This is a genomic window from Chryseobacterium indologenes, from assembly GCF_002025665.1.
Lineage (GTDB): Bacteria > Bacteroidota > Bacteroidia > Flavobacteriales > Weeksellaceae > Chryseobacterium > Chryseobacterium metallicongregator.
This window is the reverse complement of sequence record NZ_CP018786.1, coordinates 1,326,933-1,347,579: the sequence shown is the minus strand read 5'-3', so window position 1 is coordinate 1,347,579 and position 20,647 is coordinate 1,326,933. Positions and strand designations below refer to the sequence as shown.

Here is a 20,647-nt window from a genome sequence, read left to right as displayed (position 1 = left end):
TAGATGTTTATTATAGTTTGGGTCCTCTTGGTTTTCTGACCTTTTTTTGCTGGTCTTCCTGCTGTTTATTAATAGGCTGCTGCTGTTTGGATTCTAAAGGCTCTTTCACATTTTTAGTAGCTTCATTGGTTTTACCCTGCGTATTAACAGCAGTTTGGGTCTTATGATCTTCTGTAGGCTTTGCCTCTTCTTTGAGCTTATTAGGATGATTGAAGGAGAAATCGGTTTTGGAAGTCTCTTTGTTGAAGGTAATATAACCTTGATAGGATTTACCTTTAGCATCGGTAAGACCATCAACGTACACAGTTTGCCCGGCTTTGAATTTTTCATACTGTGAATCATCCAGTTCTTTTCCTCTGAATATTTTGGGTGCTTCTTGAGCCGAATGCTGAGTTTGCTGTTGGTTATGATGATATTGACTTTGTTGTTGATTCTGATTATTATTGAACAGAAATTCCACATACCGCTTATCCGCATTAAACTGTACGGTGGCATTGAACAATTCTCCTTTTTTAGAAGTCATCCCTTCAAGATACAATGGTCCTCCTTCCAATAGGGTTTGTTTCTGATGTTCATCAAGCCTAATTCCTTTGATTTCATCAGGGATTTTCATGTACTCCGCTCTGTAAGCAACCAATTCATTGGTTAAACGGTCACGGCTGATCACTGATGGAATGATTTCATCAGTTTTAGGATTGACAAGATCTACTACCCGACCCATATTCCCGGTTTCTTTCAGATTCTTTTTGTCTTCATCCGTGAACTGGTGACCTAAGAATGTATTATTGAGGTTGGGTTCCTTTCGGATACCATGCAGGTGAACGGCAACCTGTCCTGTATTCCCTGTCTGAAGGGATAATCGGACATCCATCTTACTGACCGCCGTTCCCAGATTAATAGTGATGGGAATTAGTGTATTGGTTTTAAAACCTCTGAGTAATGCATCCATCGCATTCATTTTTTCAAGCTTCTCCTGATTAAGTCCGAATTTTTCCATCGTTTTCCAGTCGATTTGTTCCGGCTGAAAACGGTACTCCTGATTGTCTGTGTTGTTGTCCATTGTATTTTTATTTTTTGGATTGTTGTTATGTTGAGGTAAAACTTCGTAGTCTTTCAGCTTTTCTTTTTCTTCAGGTGATGCCTGATCGACATATTTCTGAAGATCCTTAGCGGTATTAACAGCATCATATTCTGAAACTTTAAAAAAGTTGAAATGCGTGGGATTTTTAAGCTGTCGGTAGAAATTAGAAAAGAAGTTGGAGAAAATATCGCCATGTTTATCTACCCTGACCAGCGGCTCATTATCCTTTTTTTCTTGTGGAAGAACCTTTTGAAGATTTCCTTCTTTATCTATACCTTTGACCATCTCAACCTGATTGGTATGAATGTTCAGGACAAGGAGTGTGTCTGTTGCCGGTTTGAGTTCACTAGGTTCCTGATGGTTTATCAATTCATTTCCCATTGTATTTCATTTAATGGAACCAAAATATTGGCTCAATTAAGAGTATTCTAAAGGTTGGAATGATGATGAATAATTTGGCTGTTGATGTCTTATTACCATCAAGAGTTTAAACATTCTCTGATCAGTTGATGGACATCAGAAAGCTTATAGTACAGCTTTCCGCTGATGGTATAGTAAGGCAGCTTTTTATCAGTCCGGTACCGCTGTAATGATCTGGAACTTATCTTTAAAAGCTGTAAAACATCCTGGTTATCCAGAAGCTGTTCCCCGTCTACTTCTATAAATCTGGACTGGTTCTTAAGCATTTGCTCTTTCAGTAGGTCAAATCTTTCCATGATTTTCTCCATCCAGGCTATAAATTCTGTTCTTTCAATATTCATAACTGTGATTTTTATGATTTCTGGTGATGTAAAATTGAACAAGAGAAATCATATAAAATCACTACTTTTTCGTAGTTACGAAAAAAGAATATTGAATGATGGAATCTTAACCAAAAGCATCGTAACTTACAAAGCATTTAATAGTAAGGACTACCGATTATGAGTGAAATGTCTGATTTTAGAGAAAATTATATTAAGCAACTGGAAAAAGAAGCAGAAAAGGCATTGAAAGACAATGAAAAAATAATTCTTGACTTTATCCGTTTTGCAGCGAGTAAAAATATAGAATTAACTACTCAAGATTTTAGGTACACCCAAATATCAGGCATTGTTGTTGAATCACATGATATTCTTTTGAAGTTAAATGAAGATCTACTTCCTGATAAAGACGGTCTTTTAGATTATAAGCTGCTCAATTCTAAATTTAAAAAGCAAATATTCTCTGACGGCTATTTTTTTGCAGATAATTATATAACAATGGCTAACCCTTTATTTCGACGTAGCTACTCCTCGCTAAATGGTTTCCAGCCCCGATTCATTAATAAATTCTGGGATATAGACCCTACCGTTTATGATGAAATAAAAATAAGCTTGGATCAGCACAATTTAAAAATTGATGTAAATAATGCGGCTATCTTAGAGCTAGATACTTGGTATGGTTCTGTTTTTAATCAAAATGTAGAAAGCATTTCTGATCAATTGGTAAAACTAAGGCCATCACCGGATTTTAATGAGTCTGAAATTAATTTTTTCTTTGCAGATACATACTCTCTTGATATCAAATGGGCTTTATCAAAAAATATTAAAACGTTTCAGGCGGAAGAATTTAAAAGTGAACATATCAAAGTAAAAATTGATGATATTATTTATTTTCCTGTTAGATATATCCATGCAGAATTTGATATGAACACCCTTAGTTTTAGACATTTCGATGGAGCTTTTCATTTCTATACTGAAGAAGAATATCTCCGAAGACGAGATTCTGACCTTAATTATAATAGAAAAGATCATTCACAAATTAAGTCAAAGTCAAAAAAATTGTTTAAAATAAATGGTACAATACCCATCGAAACTTGGGTAGACCTGACAGGTCATTTTTTTTCTAGAAATCCCTTGATCTATGAATATTTTAATGGAGAATATCCTCCTAATATAAAAGAAATCTTAGACTTAAAACGAAAAAATCAAACCTCTTAAAATCCTTGAAAAACTATGAAATGTTGGATATGTCAAAATAATGAAGCGAATTCTGAGGAACATAAATTTAAGGCATCTGATATCAGACGTCAATTCGGTAAGTCATTTGATGCTATCTATTATGATGGAGAAAATTCCCATCCTTTCAACTCACCAAAAGATAAACTGATCAAATTTCCAAAAGTGATCTGCATTGACTGTAACAATAACCAGACAAGAAATGCAGATATTGCATATACCAAATTCTTTGAGAGCACTGATCTCATCAATAATATGATAGAAACCACAAACCAAATTAACTATCAAGAAATCTTTGGTAATGATTGGAAGATGTCTAAAATGAATCTGTACCGTTATTTTGCAAAGCATGCAGGATGCAAAATTATGACAAGTGATTTACTAGATTATGTAGATATTTCTCAACTGAGACTCTTCATCTTAGGACAGGAACATATAAGTAATTTTTATATTAAGATATACTTTAATAAGACCACTAAAGATTATACTGATTATCTTAAGCTTGATCAAAAGAATAAGTATAGAAGCAATATTGCGTTCGGATCAACTATCTATGTTGGACAAGGCAATGATACCGGTTTTGCAGGTAGTATTATAAATGGCTCCCTTCGTATAGAATGGTTTTATGGTAATCAAAATAATTTTAATAAAACTATCGATTTCAATACACATGCTGATACTGTTGAAATATTAAATACTGATGATTTTTATCCCAAAGCCCTGAAAGATTTCCAAAATGAAGATTTCTTTTCTTATTTGAATTTTGGAAAATATCATTTAAATGAAGAAACTCTTAAAAACGATTATCAATCCGTCTTCAAAAGCTTAAAGATTGGTTAATATTAAACGAAATGTGAGATTAATTCTTTCTTTCATTGGAACAGTAGACTTAGCGATCCGATGCTCCCAACTTTCCTGAAGATCACCTTTCATAATAAGTAAGGAACCATGAGGGAGTGGTAAACTGTATTTGCTTTGGTGATGGTCTTTTTTTCTGAAATCAAAGTTTCTGGTTTGTCCAAGACTTATGGATGCAATAACAGGTCGTTTACCATAACGGCTTTCCTTGTCCCGATGCCAGGCAACGGAATCATTATGATCACGATATAGGTTTAGCAAAACGCCATTGAACTGGCAGCCGAATTCCTTCTCAATTCTTTGTTTTAATGAAAACAATTCAGGAGTCCATGGATTCGTTGGCTTTTTATCTGCTTCAGAATCGTTATACTTTGAATCACCATACCAGGCCGTTAATCTTGGAGTAAGTACCATCTTATCGTACATTTTCTGCGTCCGCTGTTCCCAGGGAGCGGTTTCCAATAATTTGTTTTTAAGCAAGTCAGCTTCTTCCCTATTCAGGAAGTTTTCCTTGTATTCCAAAAGATCTTTTGGAAACTCATATAACTCTTCTGTATTAAATAAGCTCAATTGAGTCATGATCAGTTTATATTAAAATATCTATCTTAGCAATATCCCGTTACTACGGGATTTTTTTCATCATTTGTGTTTTTACTTCCCTTCGGGGAAGTTTTTGATTATGCCCATTTACTCAAAATAGTTTCAATTCCTATCTCCCATTTTTTCTTTGATCTGTTTGATATCGGTTTTAATTTCTGTGATAAAATTTTGAATATGATGTTCTGAAAATTCATCAGGTTCATATTCTTTGGTGTTAATACTACAGGCAAATTCCCAGATCTCTTTAATTTCAGGCAATGGAATTTTATAAGGCTCATAAAATTGATTGTCAGCCTTCACCCATATACCATCTGCTTCATGAAACTGAAACCTTTTGTAACTGATACCATCATTGGTGGTAATGAAAACATACGTTCTGTCCGTTTTCAAATCCGAAAGATTTTCTACATATTTTCCGACGATATAGGTTCCGTTCTTATAGGGGGGCATTGAATCTCCGTCAGCTGGAAATGCCCTGAACTTACCCCCTTTTAAAAAAGGTAATGATATGGTCTCCAGACTTTCTATGTATTCCGGATCTCCATAGCCATTCAAGTAACCCATAGAAGCTTTTTGGGGGATAATCTCAATCTGATTGTTTCCATCCTGATCTACCTTTATAGGCAGAACAATCCTATTTTCAGGAAGCTCCATGAGTTCATCGACAGAAAATTTACTGACATCTACAGTTAGCAATAGATCGATGCTAATGTTATAGAATTTTGAAATTCTAAGCAATATTTCAATAGGAGGTTCTGTTCTTCCATACTCATAGGCGACATATCTGGATCGGGTAAGAATTAATACATCTGCCAGCTCTTGCTGAGTCATATTTTTCTTTCCTCTCAAAAACACGATGTTATCAGAGAATTTTGACATTGTTACAATTTTAGACAACAAAAATACAAAATATGTTTCAAAACGTAACTAATTTTGTCACATGGAAAGAGCAATTGTACATATGGATTTGGATACGTTCTTTGTTTCCTGTGAAAGGCTGAAAAACTCTGAACTGGAGAAAAAGCCTGTCATCATAGGAGGTGGAGACCGTGGTGTAGTGGCGTCCTGCTCTTATGAAACCCGTTTTTTCGGAGTAAGAAGTGCCATGCCGATTAAAATGGCTTTACGGTTATGTCCCGAAGCTAAAGTGATTAAAGGAGATATGGAAATGTATTCCAATATGTCTCATATGGTAACGGAGATTATTCAGGAAAAAGTACCTGTTCTTGAAAAGGCAAGTATCGATGAATTTTATCTGGATCTTTCCGGAATGGATCAGTTTTTTGGATGTTACAAATGGACGCATGAAATAGCGGAAAGCGTGCAGAAAAATACAGGATTACCGATAAGTTTTGCCTTGTCTGCCAATAAAACCGTCTCCAAAATCGGGACGGGAGAATCGAAGCCTATCGGAAGGTTTGAAGTAAAACAGCCTGACATTCAATCATTTTTGAACCCGCTTTCGGTAAAGAAGATCCCTATGGTCGGCGATGTAACCTTTCAGCTACTCTCAAGACTGGGGATCAGAACGATACAGACCCTTTCTGAAATGCCTGTTGATGTGCTTGGACAGCTGATTGGTAAAAACGGAAATGAACTCTGGAAAAAAGCACACGGAATTGATGAAACCCCTGTCGTTCCCTACTCTGAACGAAAATCCATTTCTACAGAAGATACTTTTACTCAGGATACTATAGATATTCAGGGGATTCAAAGTATACTCTCAGGAATGGTTGAAAAACTCTGTTATCAGCTCCGGGCAGAGAAATGGCTGGTATCGGTAGTAGTGGTAAAACTCCGCTATGCCAATTTTGATACGGAAACCAAACAATGCAGAATTCCTTACACCTCAGCTGACCATACCCTGCTCAGGTATGTTTTAGAACTTTTTAAAAAAGTATATACCAGACGTATGAGAATCAGGTTAGTTGGAGTAAAGTTTACCGGACTGGTTCACGGATGCCATCAAATGGATCTCTTTGAAGATACGGAAGAGTTGATATCACTGTATCAGACAATGGATAAAATCAAGAACAGATTTGGAACTTCAAGTGTAGGAAGAGCCTCAGGTTTATTAAAATAAGTATAAGATGTTTCTGAATTGTCATTCTTATCACAGCCTTCGGTATGGGACTATTTCTATTCAAGATCTGGTACAGCAGGCTGTACATTTTAATATTAAAACCTTAGCTCTTACAGATATCAATACCATTACCGGGATCTATGATTTTTATAAACTTTGCCAGGAGTATAATATCAAACCGATTGTCGGAGTGGAAATACGGGTTCAGGATGAACTGTATTATATTTGCCTCGCTAAAAATCAAAAAAGCATTGCAGAAGTTAACAGGCTTTTAACCGCATATAACTGTGAAGGCATTGAAATTCCTAAAGTAAATCCTGATTTCAAAGATACTTTTGTTATTTATCCACTGGAAAATATTCCTGAAAAGTTATCGGATCATGAATTTATTGGGATCAGAAAGGATCAGCTCAACCTTTTAATTCAACCTGAATTGAAACCGTTCATCCATAAAATGGTCATCCTGCATCCCGTTACCTTTACAACTCCTGAAGAATATGAGCTTCATAAAATACTAAGGGCTATCGATCACAATACATTGATCAGTAAACTTACAGAAGCTCGTTACTGTAAAGACAATGAAATGTTTACTGATAAAAAAAAGCTTCTGTCTCAATTTAAAAATTTTACTCAAATCATTGAGAATACAAAATATATTGTTAATTGCTGCCACTTTGATTTTGACTTTTCAATCCCTAAAAACAAAAAGCATTTCACTGATAGCAGGGAAAATGATTTTGAGCTTTTAAAGAAGTTAGCGTATGAGGGCCTTTCAAAAAGATACTCCGAAGACAATCTACAGGCAAAAGAAAGGGTGGATAAAGAATTAGCGGTTATTGATCAGCTTAATTTCTGTGCTTATTTTCTAATCACCTGGGATATTATCCAATACAGCAATCGAATGGGATTTATGCATGTAGGAAGAGGCAGTGGAGCCAATTCCATTGTCAGCTATTGTATCGGTATTACTGATATATGCCCTCTGGAACTGGATCTCTATTTTGAGAGGTTTTTAAACCTCAACCGTAAAACACCTCCGGATTTTGACATAGACTGGAGCTGGCAGGCCAGGGATATTATCCTGGAATATATTTTTGATAAATATGGTAAAGACCATGTTGCTTTCTGCGGAACCAATGTTGAATTTAAATATCGCTCTATTTTTCGGGAAGTAGGAAAAGTATTCGGACTTCCGAAAGAGGAACTTGATAATCTGGCAACAAAGCCTATCCAAGAACATGATAATAATTCGGTATCCCGACAGGTTCATTACTATGGAAAACTCTTAGAAAAATTTCCTAACCAGAGAAGCATGCACTCCTGCGGTATTCTGATCTCAGAAGAACCTATCATCAATTATTCAGCATTGGAAATGCCTCCCAAAGGTTTTCCGATTGTACAGTTCGATATGTACACTGCTGAAGAGATTGGCCTTGAAAAATTTGATATTCTCTCACAAAGAGGGTTAGGTACCATTAACGACACGGTAAAGCTGGTAAAGGAAAAAAGAGGAATTGATATCGATATATGGGATACATCTCTCTCAAAAGACGAAGCCCAATGTAATGAATTCTTAAGTTCCGGAAAAACCATCGGTTGTTTTTATATTGAATCACCAGCCATGAGAGGATTACTCAGAAGACTGAAATGTGACAATTACAAAGTATTGGTAGCGGCCTCTTCCATTATCAGACCCGGAGTGGCTCAAAGCGGAATGATGCGGGAATATATTTTCAGGCATAATAATCCCACAAAATTTGAGTATTTCCATGAGGTTTTTGAAAAAGAACTGGGGGAAACCTATGGTATCATGGTCTACCAGGAGGATGTTATTAAAATTGCACTGCATTTCGGTGGATTATCAGCTCCTGATGGTGATGTCCTGAGAAGAGCAATGAGTGGTAAAGGCAGATCTTTATCTGCATTACAAAAAGTAAAAGATAACTTCTTTAAATCCTGTAAAAGATTAGGACACCCCGAAAAGTTATCTATGGAAGTATACCGGCAGATCGAATCTTTTGCAGGATACTCATTCTGTAAAGCACATTCTGCTTCCTATGCCGTAGAAAGCTACCAGAGCTTATATCTGAAAGTCTACTTCCCTATTGAGTTTATGGTTTCAGCCATCAATAATGGCGGAGGATTCTACAGAACCGAAGTCTATATTCATGAAGCCCGGATGTCCGGAGCTTCAATCCATAATCCTTGTGTTAATTTAAGTGAGTATCAGACGACTGTTTATGATTCTGATATTTATTTAGGATTGATGCATATTGAAAGGCTGGAAACAAGATTAGCGCAGCTGATTCCTGAAGAAAGAACTCAGAATGGTGAGTATACTTCCCTGGAAAACTTTGTTAAAAGAATTCCTATTGGTATTGAAACACTGCAAATTTTAATCTTTATAGGAGCATTCCGTTTTACCGGAAAGCAGAAGCATGAACTTTTGATCGAATCAAGATTTCTGTTAGAAAATACTAAAGTTGCTTTCAGACACCTGACCTTACTGGAAGAACCTCAGAAAGATTATCAGCTTCCCACTATAGAAAGAAACAAGTTTGAAGATGCTTTTGATGAAATAGAAATATTAGGCTTTCCGGTTTCATTCAGTCCTTTTGATTTATTACAGACCCGATACAGAGGTTCCGTTTTAGTAAAAGATTTATTGAAGTTTCATAAACAACAGGTTAAAATGCTGGCCTATCTGATTTCAAGAAAGCATGTACCTACCAAAAAAGGAACGATGTACTTTGGAACCTGGATTGATGCTGAAGGAGAATACTTTGATACCGCTCACTTTCCAAACTGCCTTGAAGAATATCCTTTTCAGGGTGGTGGCTGCTATCTATTATTGGGAACGGTAGAAGTAGATTTTCACTTTCCTACTGTTACTATTCATAAAATGGCTAAAATGCCTTTTATTCCTGATCCAAGATATTCTATGGATAAAGAAAAGTCCTTGGAAGCTCAACGTAATCTACATGAAGATGTTAGTATGACCTGGCGAAAGCCTTATCCTCAGGAACATGAAATAAGGCTACCAAGGCAGAAGATGTTTTAAGAGAATTAAATTATTAGAAATACAGTTGCCAAATATATTCATATTGCAATAAAACACGTAGCTTAAATATTTTAATTTATAAACAACAGAAATAAAAACGTATATTTAACCATCTTTTCAATCATGTACAAAGAAAATAATACTTACATTTTAGCAATATATGATAAAATTTGGAGAGCCTTGACTTGTTGTTGCTATTTATTCATGTATAAAAATTTTAAATTTTACGCCATAAATTTAAACCATTTTTCAGCAGATCTATTGATATTTTACAAAATAAGAATGAGCTCGATTTTATATCGAACCCATTCTTAATATTCGGTGATTAAAATTCTATTTAGATTCCTCTTATGACTCTTTCTTTAAAAGCTCTTAGTAAATTAAAACTATTATTGAGTAATTGTCTAAAAAAATTTTAATTCTAATAATTTAAGAGTGATGAAACTCTTTTTGCTTTTAAATTTTTAATACTTCAGGTTCGCTCAGGAAAATTTTAGTTTCAACACGATTGACAGATTCAGCCTTACCTGCTTCCGAAGTTAATTCCCCATTCGTTAAACCATTATTGCCTTTTCCATCATTATTTATTCCCGAGGCAGGAAAATAATGGAAATAATGACCTTCAATTGTTGTGTAAAAATTTGCCCAACAGTCTCCGCGAAGAGACATAGGAACAGAATAGTTTACTGTGGATCTACTTATTTTTGTTACAATGGCAACCTTTATTCTAGAGTGAGCTGGCACTGATACTTCTATTTCATCTTCAATAGTTTTTTCGGTGGATGTATTAGTACCATTCGTAGTTTCTCCACCAACTGTTACCGACGTACTCACTTCAACATCAGCTATAGGAATTCCAATTGAACATGTTGCATTTACCGAAAGAGATCCGCTTATTGTACGCTGCCAAGACGTTTGATAGCCTTGTTTATATGTATATTTTTTTTTAATGATAGCATCCTTATTGGTATTATTTTCCACATAAGTTGTATAAACTTCATCTGGCATTTGTAAATTATCATCTATCACTTTTATTGATGGTTTCCCCAGAAGGACATAAGCATCTCCGTCGGGTTGCTTAGAAACACCACCTACCTTAAGACCTGGATTAAAATTAAGTCCATCTGCAAGTATACCCTTAAACATGAACTTTTCCTTAATTCTTCTTGAATCATTTACATTGTAACCTAATTGATCTAAGTGATCAGCAGTTAATTTAAATCTTTGTTCAGTAAAAGTTGTAGTGTTATTTTGCGAGGTGGAATACTCATTCGTATTTTTTGATATAAAGGGAGATTTAGCATTTTTAACTAATTTCCACCCGGATTTTAGCAAGTCTTCTTCAGTAACTTTAAAACTTTTTAGTTCTGATTCAACACCTTCGGATACTAAAGCAGGTTTCATATTATCGTTACTTTCATTTTCCGCACAAGACGAAACATAAAATACAATGAGAAAACTCACGCTAATTGTTTTAAGGGTACTTGTAATCTTAATTTTGCTGTTCATAATATTTTTTAAAAATTTGTCAGGCAAATGTAGATTACCGTTTCTAAAAATGCAACTATGTTGCAAAATTATAATCAAACTTTAATACGTCTCTAATATGTTTTTAATGTAAGCTATACAAAAGCACGAATCTCGACTCTGTCTGCTAATAAAAAGGGGATGACTAAGAATTCCATCATCCATTTATTTCTTATTTAATGAAACGAAATATGGACCCCACTGAGAGGATTTTAAGTATATTAGAGATGAGAAATTATTGGACCAAGGAGTGTCATCTATTGGTGGGAACTTTAGCGATGTACAATCAAAAAGCTTATAGTATAGCTTTCCATTAATGGTATAATAAGGAAGCTTTTATCAGTATGTAGCTCTGTAATAATTTTGAGCATATTTTTCAACATCCCTGCGATCCAAGACCTGCTCACCATCTATTTCTGTACATCTGGACTGATTCTTGATTATTTAGTCTTTTAATATACAATTTTTACCATGACCCTCTCACCCAATCTACAAATTCTGTTCTTCCGATACTTCTATAGAAATTGTATGATTGTTGGTGGTGTAAAAATTAAACAACAGAAACCATTAAAGTCATTACTTTTTGTAGTAATGAAAAGATTTAATTTTTTTAGTCGATTTGCTCATAAATTTGCAAACAGCGTTGAAACCAAATAATATAATCAATTGATAAACAATTGTTTACTTTTAGGTTGAAATAAAATTCAAAAGAAGGTTTATACAATTACATTTGCCTTCCTTAGTATCGTCCTTTAGTAGTACTTTAAATTTCATTAGAATCTAACTCTTTATAATAAAGTAAATATTTATCAAATCTGATATCTGTAATATTCAGCATCAGCAATCAAATAAATAAAACTATCTTCCGTCTGTGTAATGTAATAATATAATCTTCTGTCATCTTCTTTATAGTTCTGATTTAAAGATTGCAGTAAAAATAGTATACCTATACCCCTTATCTTTCAGGAAATCTATTTAAAAGAACGTGTTTGGGTTTATAATACAAAAAGACCATATTTAAGTCTTAAAATGCAAACTCCGGATATAGTGTATAAAAAATCCGAAGAAAAAAATTTCTCCGGATTTATCTATGGATGCCTGATCTCCCGGGTTCATTATGGGGAGTGCCTCCCAGGAGTTGTTTTTCTTATTCCATTGCTGTCACATCCAGTTTCCCTTTTCAATCTTAGAGAACGGGATTTTAAGATAATGTTTATCGCCTGTCCCGGATTTTTCGATCAGGTTTTCCGGAAGGACGGGACCGGTAAAAATTTAGACTTCCATAAGTTTTTTTACCATCTTTTCCATTTTTGCTTCTCTCTGCTCTTTAGGAACATCTTTCATTAGCTTTTTCATAATCTTGGAAAATAAATAGGAAAAGGAATCTTCTTCAACAACGATCATATCATTTTCCACATCATCACCTCCTGTAAACTCTCCTATATATTCAAAAGTATTGAGATCATTACTTCCCAGTGGGATCCAATAAAAGTTAGTATCGGCTATAGACCCGTCAAAACTATCTACTTTACTTGAAAACTCATCCCCTTTTTTTACAGGGAAACTAAAAGTCCCACCACTGCAAGCAAAAAATTTGCCTTTACGGTAGTTTGTAACATATCCAATACCCATCAAAATCTTTTCGACATAGCCCGAAATAACTGTCATTCCTATTACACTTCTTGGCCAAACTTTTCCTATAAAAACACCATCAGTGTTGGCTTTCCATCTCTCGTTTTTTCCCATTTCAATTGCTTTTCCAAACATCTTTACCTGCCCTTTTTCTATAATAAGTCCGGAAGCTTTGATGATTCCCTCCACATCAAGTTTTTCTGTAGGGCTTGTAGTTCCGACACCAACTTTTCCATCTTGTTTTATTATCATATCAGTCGCCGTTTCAGTAGCTCCGGTTGTAAATCTTAAGCCTCTGTGAGAAATTATCCTGCCAGGATTATTATCCGAACTTAATACTTGCAGCTCTCCAATTTGCGCTCTCCCATTGAGCAAACTACTTCCTTCTACATGTAACTTTTTTGCGGGGCTATTTGTTCCAATGCCTATCCTGTTGTTTTTCGCATCCACGGAGAATGTAGTTCCGTCCACGGAGAATGCATTAATAGCTGAACCTTTAAAGGCCAATGTATTGGTATTTTGTGTAACAGTACGATTGCCTGTAAGGGTTCCGTCATTTTTATAAATATTGGTATCTACAGTTTTTTCCGGAAGACTTTTCCATGTTCCGACACCACTGGCATCTGACGTTAAAACCTTGTCTGTACCTTGTGTTCCATCTACAATTCTTAGCGCTCCTCTGGTTGATGAGTTCACATGTAATACATTCGTTGGCGTTATTGTTCCAATTCCCACTTTCCCACCTTCTTCGTCTGTTAGGTACATTAACTCATTAGAAACTAATCCTACACTGAAAGAAAGATAACGAGTACCTGATGCTGTTGATGTAGCAGTATCACCAAAGTTAATGCGGGAAACAGGTCCTGGATATCGTGATGAAGACGATTTCATATTAATCCCCCAATTAGCGTTACGATTACCATAACCATATCCATCCTCACCTATATTAATATCTAAGGCATTTGTACTAAAAGATGATCTTACAGCATTCAGATACTGACCTCCTTCTACATGTAATTTTGTTGTGGGACTATTTGTTCCAATGCCTATCCTGTTGTTTTTCGCATCCACGGAGAATGTAGTTCCGTCTACCGAGAATATGTTTTCTGTAGACCCTATCCATTTCAATTGTTGGTCAGGCTCAATTTTCACTGTCCTTATACTTGAAATCGCTCCGTCGGTAGTGTAAATATTATTGTTATCTTTTCCTCCTTTTACAATCACCATTAAAGAAAGATCCCTTCTTTTGGTTTCTCCGTTCACTACCTGAGTTGCTGTTAAAACGAAAATTGTATTTTGAGTAAGAGGTGGAGAAGTCCATGTTCGTTGTTTGGAAACATCCAACGGCGGATTCCAGGGCTCATTGCTGGAATAAAGCAGATAGCCTGCATTGTCTGAACCTATCCATTTCAGAATTGCTTTTCCATGTAACTCAACGACAGGTTTTTCGGCAATGAAGTTTTCAAAATAAAAATCCTTAACGAAGGATGAGGTACCGATAGGCAGTTCTACAATGGATTTTATAAGACTGCCTGATGTTCCGTAGCTTTCTTCCTTTACTGTAATTACCGTTGATTGTACTTCAGGATTAACAGGCAGGTTGTAGATGTTGAATACAATTCCTTCTTTTTCTATCCGCTCTCTGTCTTTACCTCCCACAGGCGACGCCTGATACAAACCCGGGCTAAGGCGGATAAACTGCCACTTACTATCATCGCTTACTGAAAATGATGAAGCTTCATCTGAAGAGGAAATATCAGTTTCACTATTTCCGAGGGAAAGAATGAAATAAAGTTTACTTACCGCTACCGCATCTGTGCTTTTCGGCGTTACCCTTATTTGAAATGAAGCATACAGTTCGGCACCTTCACCCGGCTGCGGGCTGATCAAAACAGGACTGGGATCAGTAGATAACTGATAATTTAAAAGGGATTCTGTAAAAACAGAAGTTTTCTTTTTATCCATAATATATTATTTTAAAGTGTATAAAAGAGTTAATTTTATTGTCTATTCCTTATCGGAAACATCTTTACTGTAAAAATGAAGATAGCCTTCTCTGTAGATCAGAGGAGCATTATCTATGGATGCCTGATCTCCCGGGTTCATTATGGGGAATGCCTCCCAGGCTTTGTTTTTCTTATTCCATTGCTGCCACATCCAGTTTCCTTGTTCAATCTTAGAGAATGGGATCTTAAGATAATGTTTAACGCCTGTCCCAGACTCTTCGATCAGGCTTTCAGGAAGTACAGGACCGGTAGAAAATGACACTTCCATATTTTCAAAAACAGAACCTATAAATTGTTCTGAAATCTGGTATTCAGCAGCGGGTAATATGCCGGTTTTTATAGTTACAGGCAGCCTTGGATGCATTAATAAAGACACTAAAACCCCATTTTTATTATCCAGTGGCAAAGAAACCGAATCCCCATTTCCAATAGGTTTGATATATTCTGAAACAGTATCCAGCACAGCGTCTGTATAGAAGGTATCATAGTCTTTCTCCAGAAAATAGCCGAAAAGAGCATCATTTGCTTTTTCTTTACTTCCGATTCTTGCGGGAAATGTAATACCTTCAAGATGATTCTGCGCCTTCTTGAATGTATATTTCCATGAAGGATCTTTGATATTCGTTCCATAGAGTTCCAATTGGAGTTTTACCCTGACAAGAGCAATAGGAAGCCCCGAAATATAGGGGAATTTACTGTCCGGCATTGGTTGGTCTCCATCAGCCATTGTGTTCCCTTTATCGATGGATTCAAGAAGCAGCTTATACGCAGAAACACCACGACGGAGAATTCCCTTCAGAAGTAATCCCATATGTTCCAGTTCCGGTACTTTAACAATATCATCAACGGTTTTGTATGGACTTCCGGGGGCCGCCGCCCATACAACTTCCGGAGAGGTAGTTATATGTAAATTTCCTAAAAGAGCTCCGGAATGATGGTAACAAGCAATATTTTCATCAAGAAAATTATGCAGCAGGAAACCGCAAACAGGATTCGCCAGATGGGTCTGCTCCACTATGGCATGATCATCTTTACATGATATTTGGTGAATATCTAGTCTACAAGGCTGCAACATCCTGGGCTGCAATTGGCAGAAGGTATATCCCTTATCAAAAACAGGCATTTCCGGTTTAAGCCCAGGGGACAAAATGATCTGATGATCCATTGGCCTGTCTTGGGTAATGAGTTCACAAACCTGCCCAAAAGTATCAATAATATGTAATCTTCTAATATAAAACTGACCGGCACGGTACGGAAGAAATACCGAGTCTTTACTATTATACATTATTCCTCCATCAGGGGTGCTATTGACCTGGTCCCCCAGTAAAGCTGACAAAGTATACCCCGGAAAATATTGCTTGGTATCATAAGCATGTGATAGCCCCGGGCCATGAGTTCTTTGTGTGAAAAAATCAGTTAGCCCAGACATTGAAGCTGTTAATAGATCATCTGCAGATGATAGACTATTATAGAAATCTGTCAATAATTGTACTTCATCCTTATTCGGATTGTGCTCCATCATTTGTTTTACCCGGGATCTGAAAGTAAATCCGGATAAAGGAAGAAGGTTTGAGGTTGTTTTAAATTCTTTGGGATATATTTTCTGATCAGGCTTTTCTCCTTCCCAGTAAAAATTTTTCCCATCAAATTTCCATACGGACTTTCCGTTTTTCCCTTTAAAGAAAGGATACCAGGCGATATGCCACTGGGCCATTACGGGACGCCAGGGTTGTGACCACCCCGGGGTGGTATATTCGGGGACATGTCCCTTGTAATCTTTACGTTCCGAGATTGCGGTCTCCAGTCTTTTTATAAACGCCGGATCACTATTTTTATAAACTTCTTTTGCAATAGCTGTTGCCATTGACGGATCCAGCAGGATATATTCTTCTAATGCAAATAGCGGCTGCAAATCTTTTACTAAAGTCAATACATCTGATATCTTTATATTTTTCCCGTCAAAACTAAATGACTGCAGGTGGTGCTCTTTAAACCTTACCTGTAAAGGGCGGTCTATCGACAAAGGTTCTTTATTATTTAATCCATGAAAGAACATAACCGGTTCACTCACAGCTCTAAAAAGGCTGCGGCTATGCCTTTTCAGCTGTTGCTTCGCATCAAGTCCCTTCTCTCTTGCAAAAGCCAGAATACTGATCTCCAATTCTTCTTCCGTCTTTCCAAAAGGAATTTTTTTCTGAAGACTAATAAGAGTATCCATCTGTAACTTTACACGGTAAATTAAACTTTCGTTATTCTTAGGATCCAAGGCTTGTTTGAACTGCCCGGAAGAGGTTCCATCAGGATATGGATCTATCTGGTTGGCTTCAATATATTTTGATTTCCACCAGGTTTCGTACAATTCTTTTCTTAAATATTCCAGATTCCGGGATTCTTTGTCATATTGGTCCTGATCTCTGTTAAGCTGTGGCAGCCATTCGGGAGTTACTTTGTTGTTGTTTTTATGGGTGTTTTTTTCGTTAAAAGAAATGTTCTCTTCTGGAATATCCTCAATCCGCCAATAATAACTTCCGTTATATGAAGTAAAATGATAGTCTTCTTTTTCTTTTTCCAGCGCTTCAGCCCCATCAAGGTCATTGTAATAATGCAGCAGGCCTCTCTGCCAGGCAGGAAGCAAAGCATTATAAATCTCTGAATCTCCGGACTGATAAGACTGGAGGGTGTCCATAGCGTCTGCTGTAGTTTCGCCCAATACTATTTTTACACTGTCCGGATTCGGAATATGGCTGGTGGCAGCAACTCCATGAAGATCCCACACAACATTATTAACTGATCCTGAAAAAGCTCCTTTATTGGCTTCCAGTGAACTTTTTTCCGGCAGTTTCCAATTCATATTTTGCAGAAACTCTTCAAATGGTAATTTTTTTTCGATCCAACTGGAAACGATATCATTCTGAGAGTGAGAGTATTCTCCCAAAATAATGTAGGTGAGAAGATCTTGGTCATCTACATGATCAAGAGGATCAAACAGTGAAAATACATTCTCACTGTAAGGTTGAAATGTGGCAAACAAATCATTGCCTGGTCCCATCGCAGTTAAAAAATTGTGCTTTTCCTGTGTATACTCTTCCGGAACAGCCTCGTTTGCTTCTTTTAACTCCCCTATTTTAGTTGCTTTTATAACAGAACCATGAGGATCTAAAAAATCTGCTCCTCCGAATTTGGGGTCATTATTACCAATAACATCACTATTAATTCTCCAATAATGAGCTTTTCTGGCGGTAAGGGGACCGCTTATTCTGCAAATAACCCATCTATTAGGGACTAAAGGAAATTTCAGTTGTCCGTTTTTGTCTACTTCACCATTCATTAATTTCTCCGGCAGATCCCAATGGACAATTACCCCGGTCCCCCGAAATGGCTTACCTGCATTGAAAGCAGGAGGCATTGGATTTTGCAAATATTTCTCAAAAACAGAATAATTAAAATAATTTCTTCTGATATGGACTTCCCGGTTATTTAAAACGTTTTTATTCACTACAAAAGCGTCAACCTTAATGGGAATATGTAAAGTTTCATATACCATGATGATAGAGGGTTTTAAATGTTAAATTGATGATTGAAAAATCATTTTCCTGGTATGTTTCTTGAGCTGAATCGCTAATTGGGCTCCGTTAATTAATGATGAGACATTAAGGGGCTTACCAATCTCCGAAGCAAGTGTAACTCCTTCTGCCCCTTCAGCATATATATTGATGACATTATTCATTTTTCCCTCTGCATCCTTCCTCAAAAATTTCGAAAAATGATCATCCGGAAAATTCTTTCCCAATGGTTTTCCAAAAGGAATATCCTTTGAAATATTGCTTAGCTCAATTTTCCCGGCATCAGTAAGGCCATACAGCCAATTTTGATTGGGGTAAGTGACACTCACATGATCAGGCACCTGATCCCATAAAACAATAATAACATCAGACGAAAGCTTATCCATTCTGAGTGGTTGGATCACTTTCCCATTTTTCAGTTTTGCTTCGATTACCGGGGCCTTGGCCTGTGAGACAAGTGAAGAGCGGATAAGCAAGCCGCATGTAGGAATGCCCGGAATCTGAGACATTATTTTTTTCACACTGAAAAATTGCGGTCTTACTCCTGAAGTTTTAAACCAGATGGTCTCATCAATGACCTTGTTGAGTATTGTCCTTATCGCTTTATCAACACTGCTGTGTACTCCTAACTGACGAGCGCCTTCCATCAACATTGTGAGCCATCCCTTGTCTACATAAAAAAAACGCGTGGATTCTACCGGCAGCATGCGTTGATCAGGAACCAGATATTGGAATGGTACATTATAAAGTAAGGCCGTTTTTGCAAGCCATTCCGCAATGGCATCCAGAGTTTCTTTGATCTCACTTTTAATAACGTCCTGCAATATTTCATTATCCAGAAACTCTACAACATCTTCTGTAGTAAAAGGAGCTTTTGAATTTTCATCAGTTTTTTGGGGTAAAGAATTGTCTTGGAAAGGAGCTTTTAAATTGTCAAAAGATTCTTGTAAGAGTCCATTCCTAAGCTGTTTTATAAAAGCCTCTTTGCCTAACTCATTCTTTAATAAACTGATTTTTTTTTCTTGATCTGAAAATATTTTTAACCGGGAGCGTTGCAGAAGCTGTATAGAAAGCTTTTGAGTTTTCCGGGCTAAAATCTGAAGATGATCAGTATATAGCGGATCACTTAATCCCATCAATCGGCCCAATGTCCAGGCTGCTGCATAAGAATGATCAAAAATTCCTTCTTTTTGAAGGTAAATTTTGGCACTGTCACTATTATAACAGGGCAAAAGATCTTTAGGAAGTTTTCTGTATGCTCCAGCACAAAGAGGCCCTCTGTACCATGCAAACGTTTTACTTCCATCCCTCATCTCGGAGCTTATGGCGGTATAGCCTTCCAATATCTTTTTGGCTGTATCGGATCCGTTATCCGCTACAGGAATTCTAAGAAGATTCGACTGATTCGACACTTTACTATATTCCGCATTAACGGGCAATACATGATGAGAAATTTCTGAAATGGCTGTAAAGCTCCAGTTAGCCAATACAATGAGCTGTAAAAAATCATTATCTTTCAGGTCTTTAAAATTATTTTCTAATGGGTTTTCCCAACCTTCTAAAGAAACAAGAAAAGCATAATTGCGAACTCCATTGGCAGAAGTCTCAGCAGGCATTACGGTCATTCTATTGGAAAGAATAACAGCATACGTATGGTCAGCAGTTCCGTTTTCCAGCACCTGGTTTTCAGGATTAACCGTACGGACATGGGCTAATAGTGGAAGCTCTTCCACACGGGGAAGAATGCTTCGGGCGGAATGTACCGGGATGCGTATTGTGTTGATAGAGTCTGTTCCAAGATCTGATAATGCTATATCCGGTTTATGAATTTGTTCTTCTTTTTTTAAAAAATCGGCAGCTGTATAATGCATCACAGGAGAATGGGTCTGATATTTCCAGTATAGTTCTTCCTCTGTAAAAACCAATAATGCCATCCATGGAGCAGAAGAAATTTTTGTTTTTAATTTTCGCTCCCAGGGAAGCTGAGGATTATTCAGAACAATACTGGGAATAATATATTGAAAATGATCTACTTCATTCATGCCAGGTGACATAGCATGAATTTCTGCAGGATCAATAACAACCTGTGGGGCATTTACAACTAATTGCTGGCCGGAATCAATTGTTTCATGAGGGCCAAGTGTCAAAGCAGCCTTCAGTGTATATGTTCCGGCTGCCAGACTGGGAATTTCATTTTCATAGAAAATAACTTTATCGGTAGCCGGGAGTGTTCTTTTTTTCATTTTTAAGTCATTATGGG

The 20,647-nt window shown here is 36.6% G+C and carries 12 protein-coding genes; 4 read left to right on the top strand and 8 right to left on the bottom strand.

Features of this window, described 5'->3' with window-relative positions; all coding sequences use genetic code 11:
• Positions 1-10: 10 nt before the first annotated feature.
• Positions 11-1,462, bottom strand: a complete 1,452-nt coding sequence (locus BUE84_RS06165; RefSeq protein WP_047432779.1) for a DUF3945 domain-containing protein — start codon at positions 1,460-1,462, stop codon at positions 11-13.
• A gap of 98 nt (positions 1,463-1,560) precedes the next feature.
• Positions 1,561-1,842 carry a helix-turn-helix domain-containing protein gene (locus tag BUE84_RS06160; RefSeq protein ID WP_047432783.1) on the bottom strand — a complete coding sequence of 94 codons (282 nt, stop codon included), beginning with the start codon at positions 1,840-1,842 and terminating at the stop codon, positions 1,561-1,563.
• A 159-nt stretch (positions 1,843-2,001) separates the two neighbouring features.
• On the opposite strand from BUE84_RS06160, the gene BUE84_RS06155 reads away from it, so the two are divergent.
• Entirely contained in the window at positions 2,002-3,039 is a 1,038-nt protein-coding gene (locus BUE84_RS06155; protein WP_052187018.1) for a hypothetical protein, read from the top strand.
• Between the two features lie 15 nt (positions 3,040-3,054).
• Positions 3,055-3,897, top strand: a complete 843-nt coding sequence (locus BUE84_RS06150) for a hypothetical protein (RefSeq protein WP_047432786.1) — start codon at positions 3,055-3,057, stop codon at positions 3,895-3,897.
• Here the strand turns inward: BUE84_RS06150 and BUE84_RS06145 are convergent.
• Together BUE84_RS06145 and BUE84_RS06140 are read right to left on the bottom strand one after the other, a co-directional pair.
• Positions 3,883-4,494 carry an alpha-ketoglutarate-dependent dioxygenase AlkB family protein gene (locus BUE84_RS06145; RefSeq protein WP_079240895.1) on the bottom strand — a complete coding sequence of 204 codons (612 nt, stop codon included), beginning with the start codon at positions 4,492-4,494 and terminating at the stop codon, positions 3,883-3,885. The two genes, BUE84_RS06150 and BUE84_RS06145, sit on opposite strands and share 15 nt — an antisense overlap.
• Before the next feature lie 123 nt (positions 4,495-4,617).
• Complete coding sequence (locus BUE84_RS06140) at positions 4,618-5,394, bottom strand: helix-turn-helix domain-containing protein (protein ID WP_079240894.1); 777 nt, start codon at positions 5,392-5,394, stop codon at positions 4,618-4,620.
• A gap of 61 nt (positions 5,395-5,455) precedes the next feature.
• Here BUE84_RS06140 and dinB point away from each other — a divergent pair, with 61 nt between their 5' ends.
• Positions 5,456-6,598 carry a DNA polymerase IV gene (dinB, locus tag BUE84_RS06135; RefSeq protein WP_079240893.1) on the top strand — a complete coding sequence of 381 codons (1,143 nt, stop codon included), beginning with the start codon at positions 5,456-5,458 and terminating at the stop codon, positions 6,596-6,598.
• Positions 6,599-6,605: 7 nt separating this feature from the next.
• Positions 6,606-9,659: a DNA polymerase III subunit alpha gene (locus BUE84_RS06130; protein ID WP_079240891.1), complete on the top strand. Its 3,054-nt coding sequence runs from the start codon at positions 6,606-6,608 to the stop codon at positions 9,657-9,659.
• Between the two features lie 456 nt (positions 9,660-10,115).
• Here BUE84_RS06130 and BUE84_RS06125 read toward each other — a convergent pair whose 3' ends face one another.
• From BUE84_RS06125 to BUE84_RS06110, 4 genes are all read right to left on the bottom strand, one after another.
• Positions 10,116-11,168 carry an ETX/MTX2 family pore-forming toxin gene (locus tag BUE84_RS06125; protein ID WP_047432799.1) on the bottom strand — a complete coding sequence of 351 codons (1,053 nt, stop codon included), beginning with the start codon at positions 11,166-11,168 and terminating at the stop codon, positions 10,116-10,118.
• Between the two features lie 1,290 nt (positions 11,169-12,458).
• Entirely contained in the window at positions 12,459-14,783 is a 2,325-nt protein-coding gene (locus BUE84_RS06120; protein ID WP_047432800.1) for a hypothetical protein, read from the bottom strand.
• Between the two features lie 42 nt (positions 14,784-14,825).
• The gene (locus BUE84_RS06115) at positions 14,826-18,368 is read right to left on the bottom strand and encodes a hypothetical protein (RefSeq protein ID WP_047432803.1); all 3,543 of its coding nucleotides are present in this window, start codon (positions 18,366-18,368) and stop codon (positions 14,826-14,828) included.
• A 21-nt stretch (positions 18,369-18,389) separates the two neighbouring features.
• Positions 18,390-20,630 (bottom strand): hypothetical protein, encoded by a 2,241-nt coding sequence (locus BUE84_RS06110; RefSeq protein ID WP_047432806.1) that lies wholly within the window; start codon positions 20,628-20,630, stop codon positions 18,390-18,392.
• Positions 20,631-20,647 lie beyond the last annotated feature (17 nt).

Coding starts and splice junctions, on each gene's coding strand:
- BUE84_RS06160 (WP_047432783.1), bottom strand. CDS start 1,842: ATGAATATTGAAAGAACAGAATTTATAGCCTGGATGGAGAAAATCATG.
- BUE84_RS06150 (WP_047432786.1), top strand. CDS start 3,055: ATGAAATGTTGGATATGTCAAAATAATGAAGCGAATTCTGAGGAACAT.
- BUE84_RS06125 (WP_047432799.1), bottom strand. CDS start 11,168: ATGAACAGCAAAATTAAGATTACAAGTACCCTTAAAACAATTAGCGTG.
- BUE84_RS06145 (WP_079240895.1), bottom strand. CDS start 4,494: ATGACTCAATTGAGCTTATTTAATACAGAAGAGTTATATGAGTTTCCA.
- BUE84_RS06120 (WP_047432800.1), bottom strand. CDS start 14,783: ATGGATAAAAAGAAAACTTCTGTTTTTACAGAATCCCTTTTAAATTAT.
- BUE84_RS06155 (WP_052187018.1), top strand. CDS start 2,002: ATGAGTGAAATGTCTGATTTTAGAGAAAATTATATTAAGCAACTGGAA.
- BUE84_RS06110 (WP_047432806.1), bottom strand. CDS start 20,630: ATGAAAAAAAGAACACTCCCGGCTACCGATAAAGTTATTTTCTATGAA.
- BUE84_RS06115 (WP_047432803.1), bottom strand. CDS start 18,368: ATGGTATATGAAACTTTACATATTCCCATTAAGGTTGACGCTTTTGTA.
- dinB (WP_079240893.1), top strand. CDS start 5,456: ATGGAAAGAGCAATTGTACATATGGATTTGGATACGTTCTTTGTTTCC.
- BUE84_RS06165 (WP_047432779.1), bottom strand. CDS start 1,462: ATGGGAAATGAATTGATAAACCATCAGGAACCTAGTGAACTCAAACCG.
- BUE84_RS06130 (WP_079240891.1), top strand. CDS start 6,606: ATGTTTCTGAATTGTCATTCTTATCACAGCCTTCGGTATGGGACTATT.
- BUE84_RS06140 (WP_079240894.1), bottom strand. CDS start 5,394: ATGTCAAAATTCTCTGATAACATCGTGTTTTTGAGAGGAAAGAAAAAT.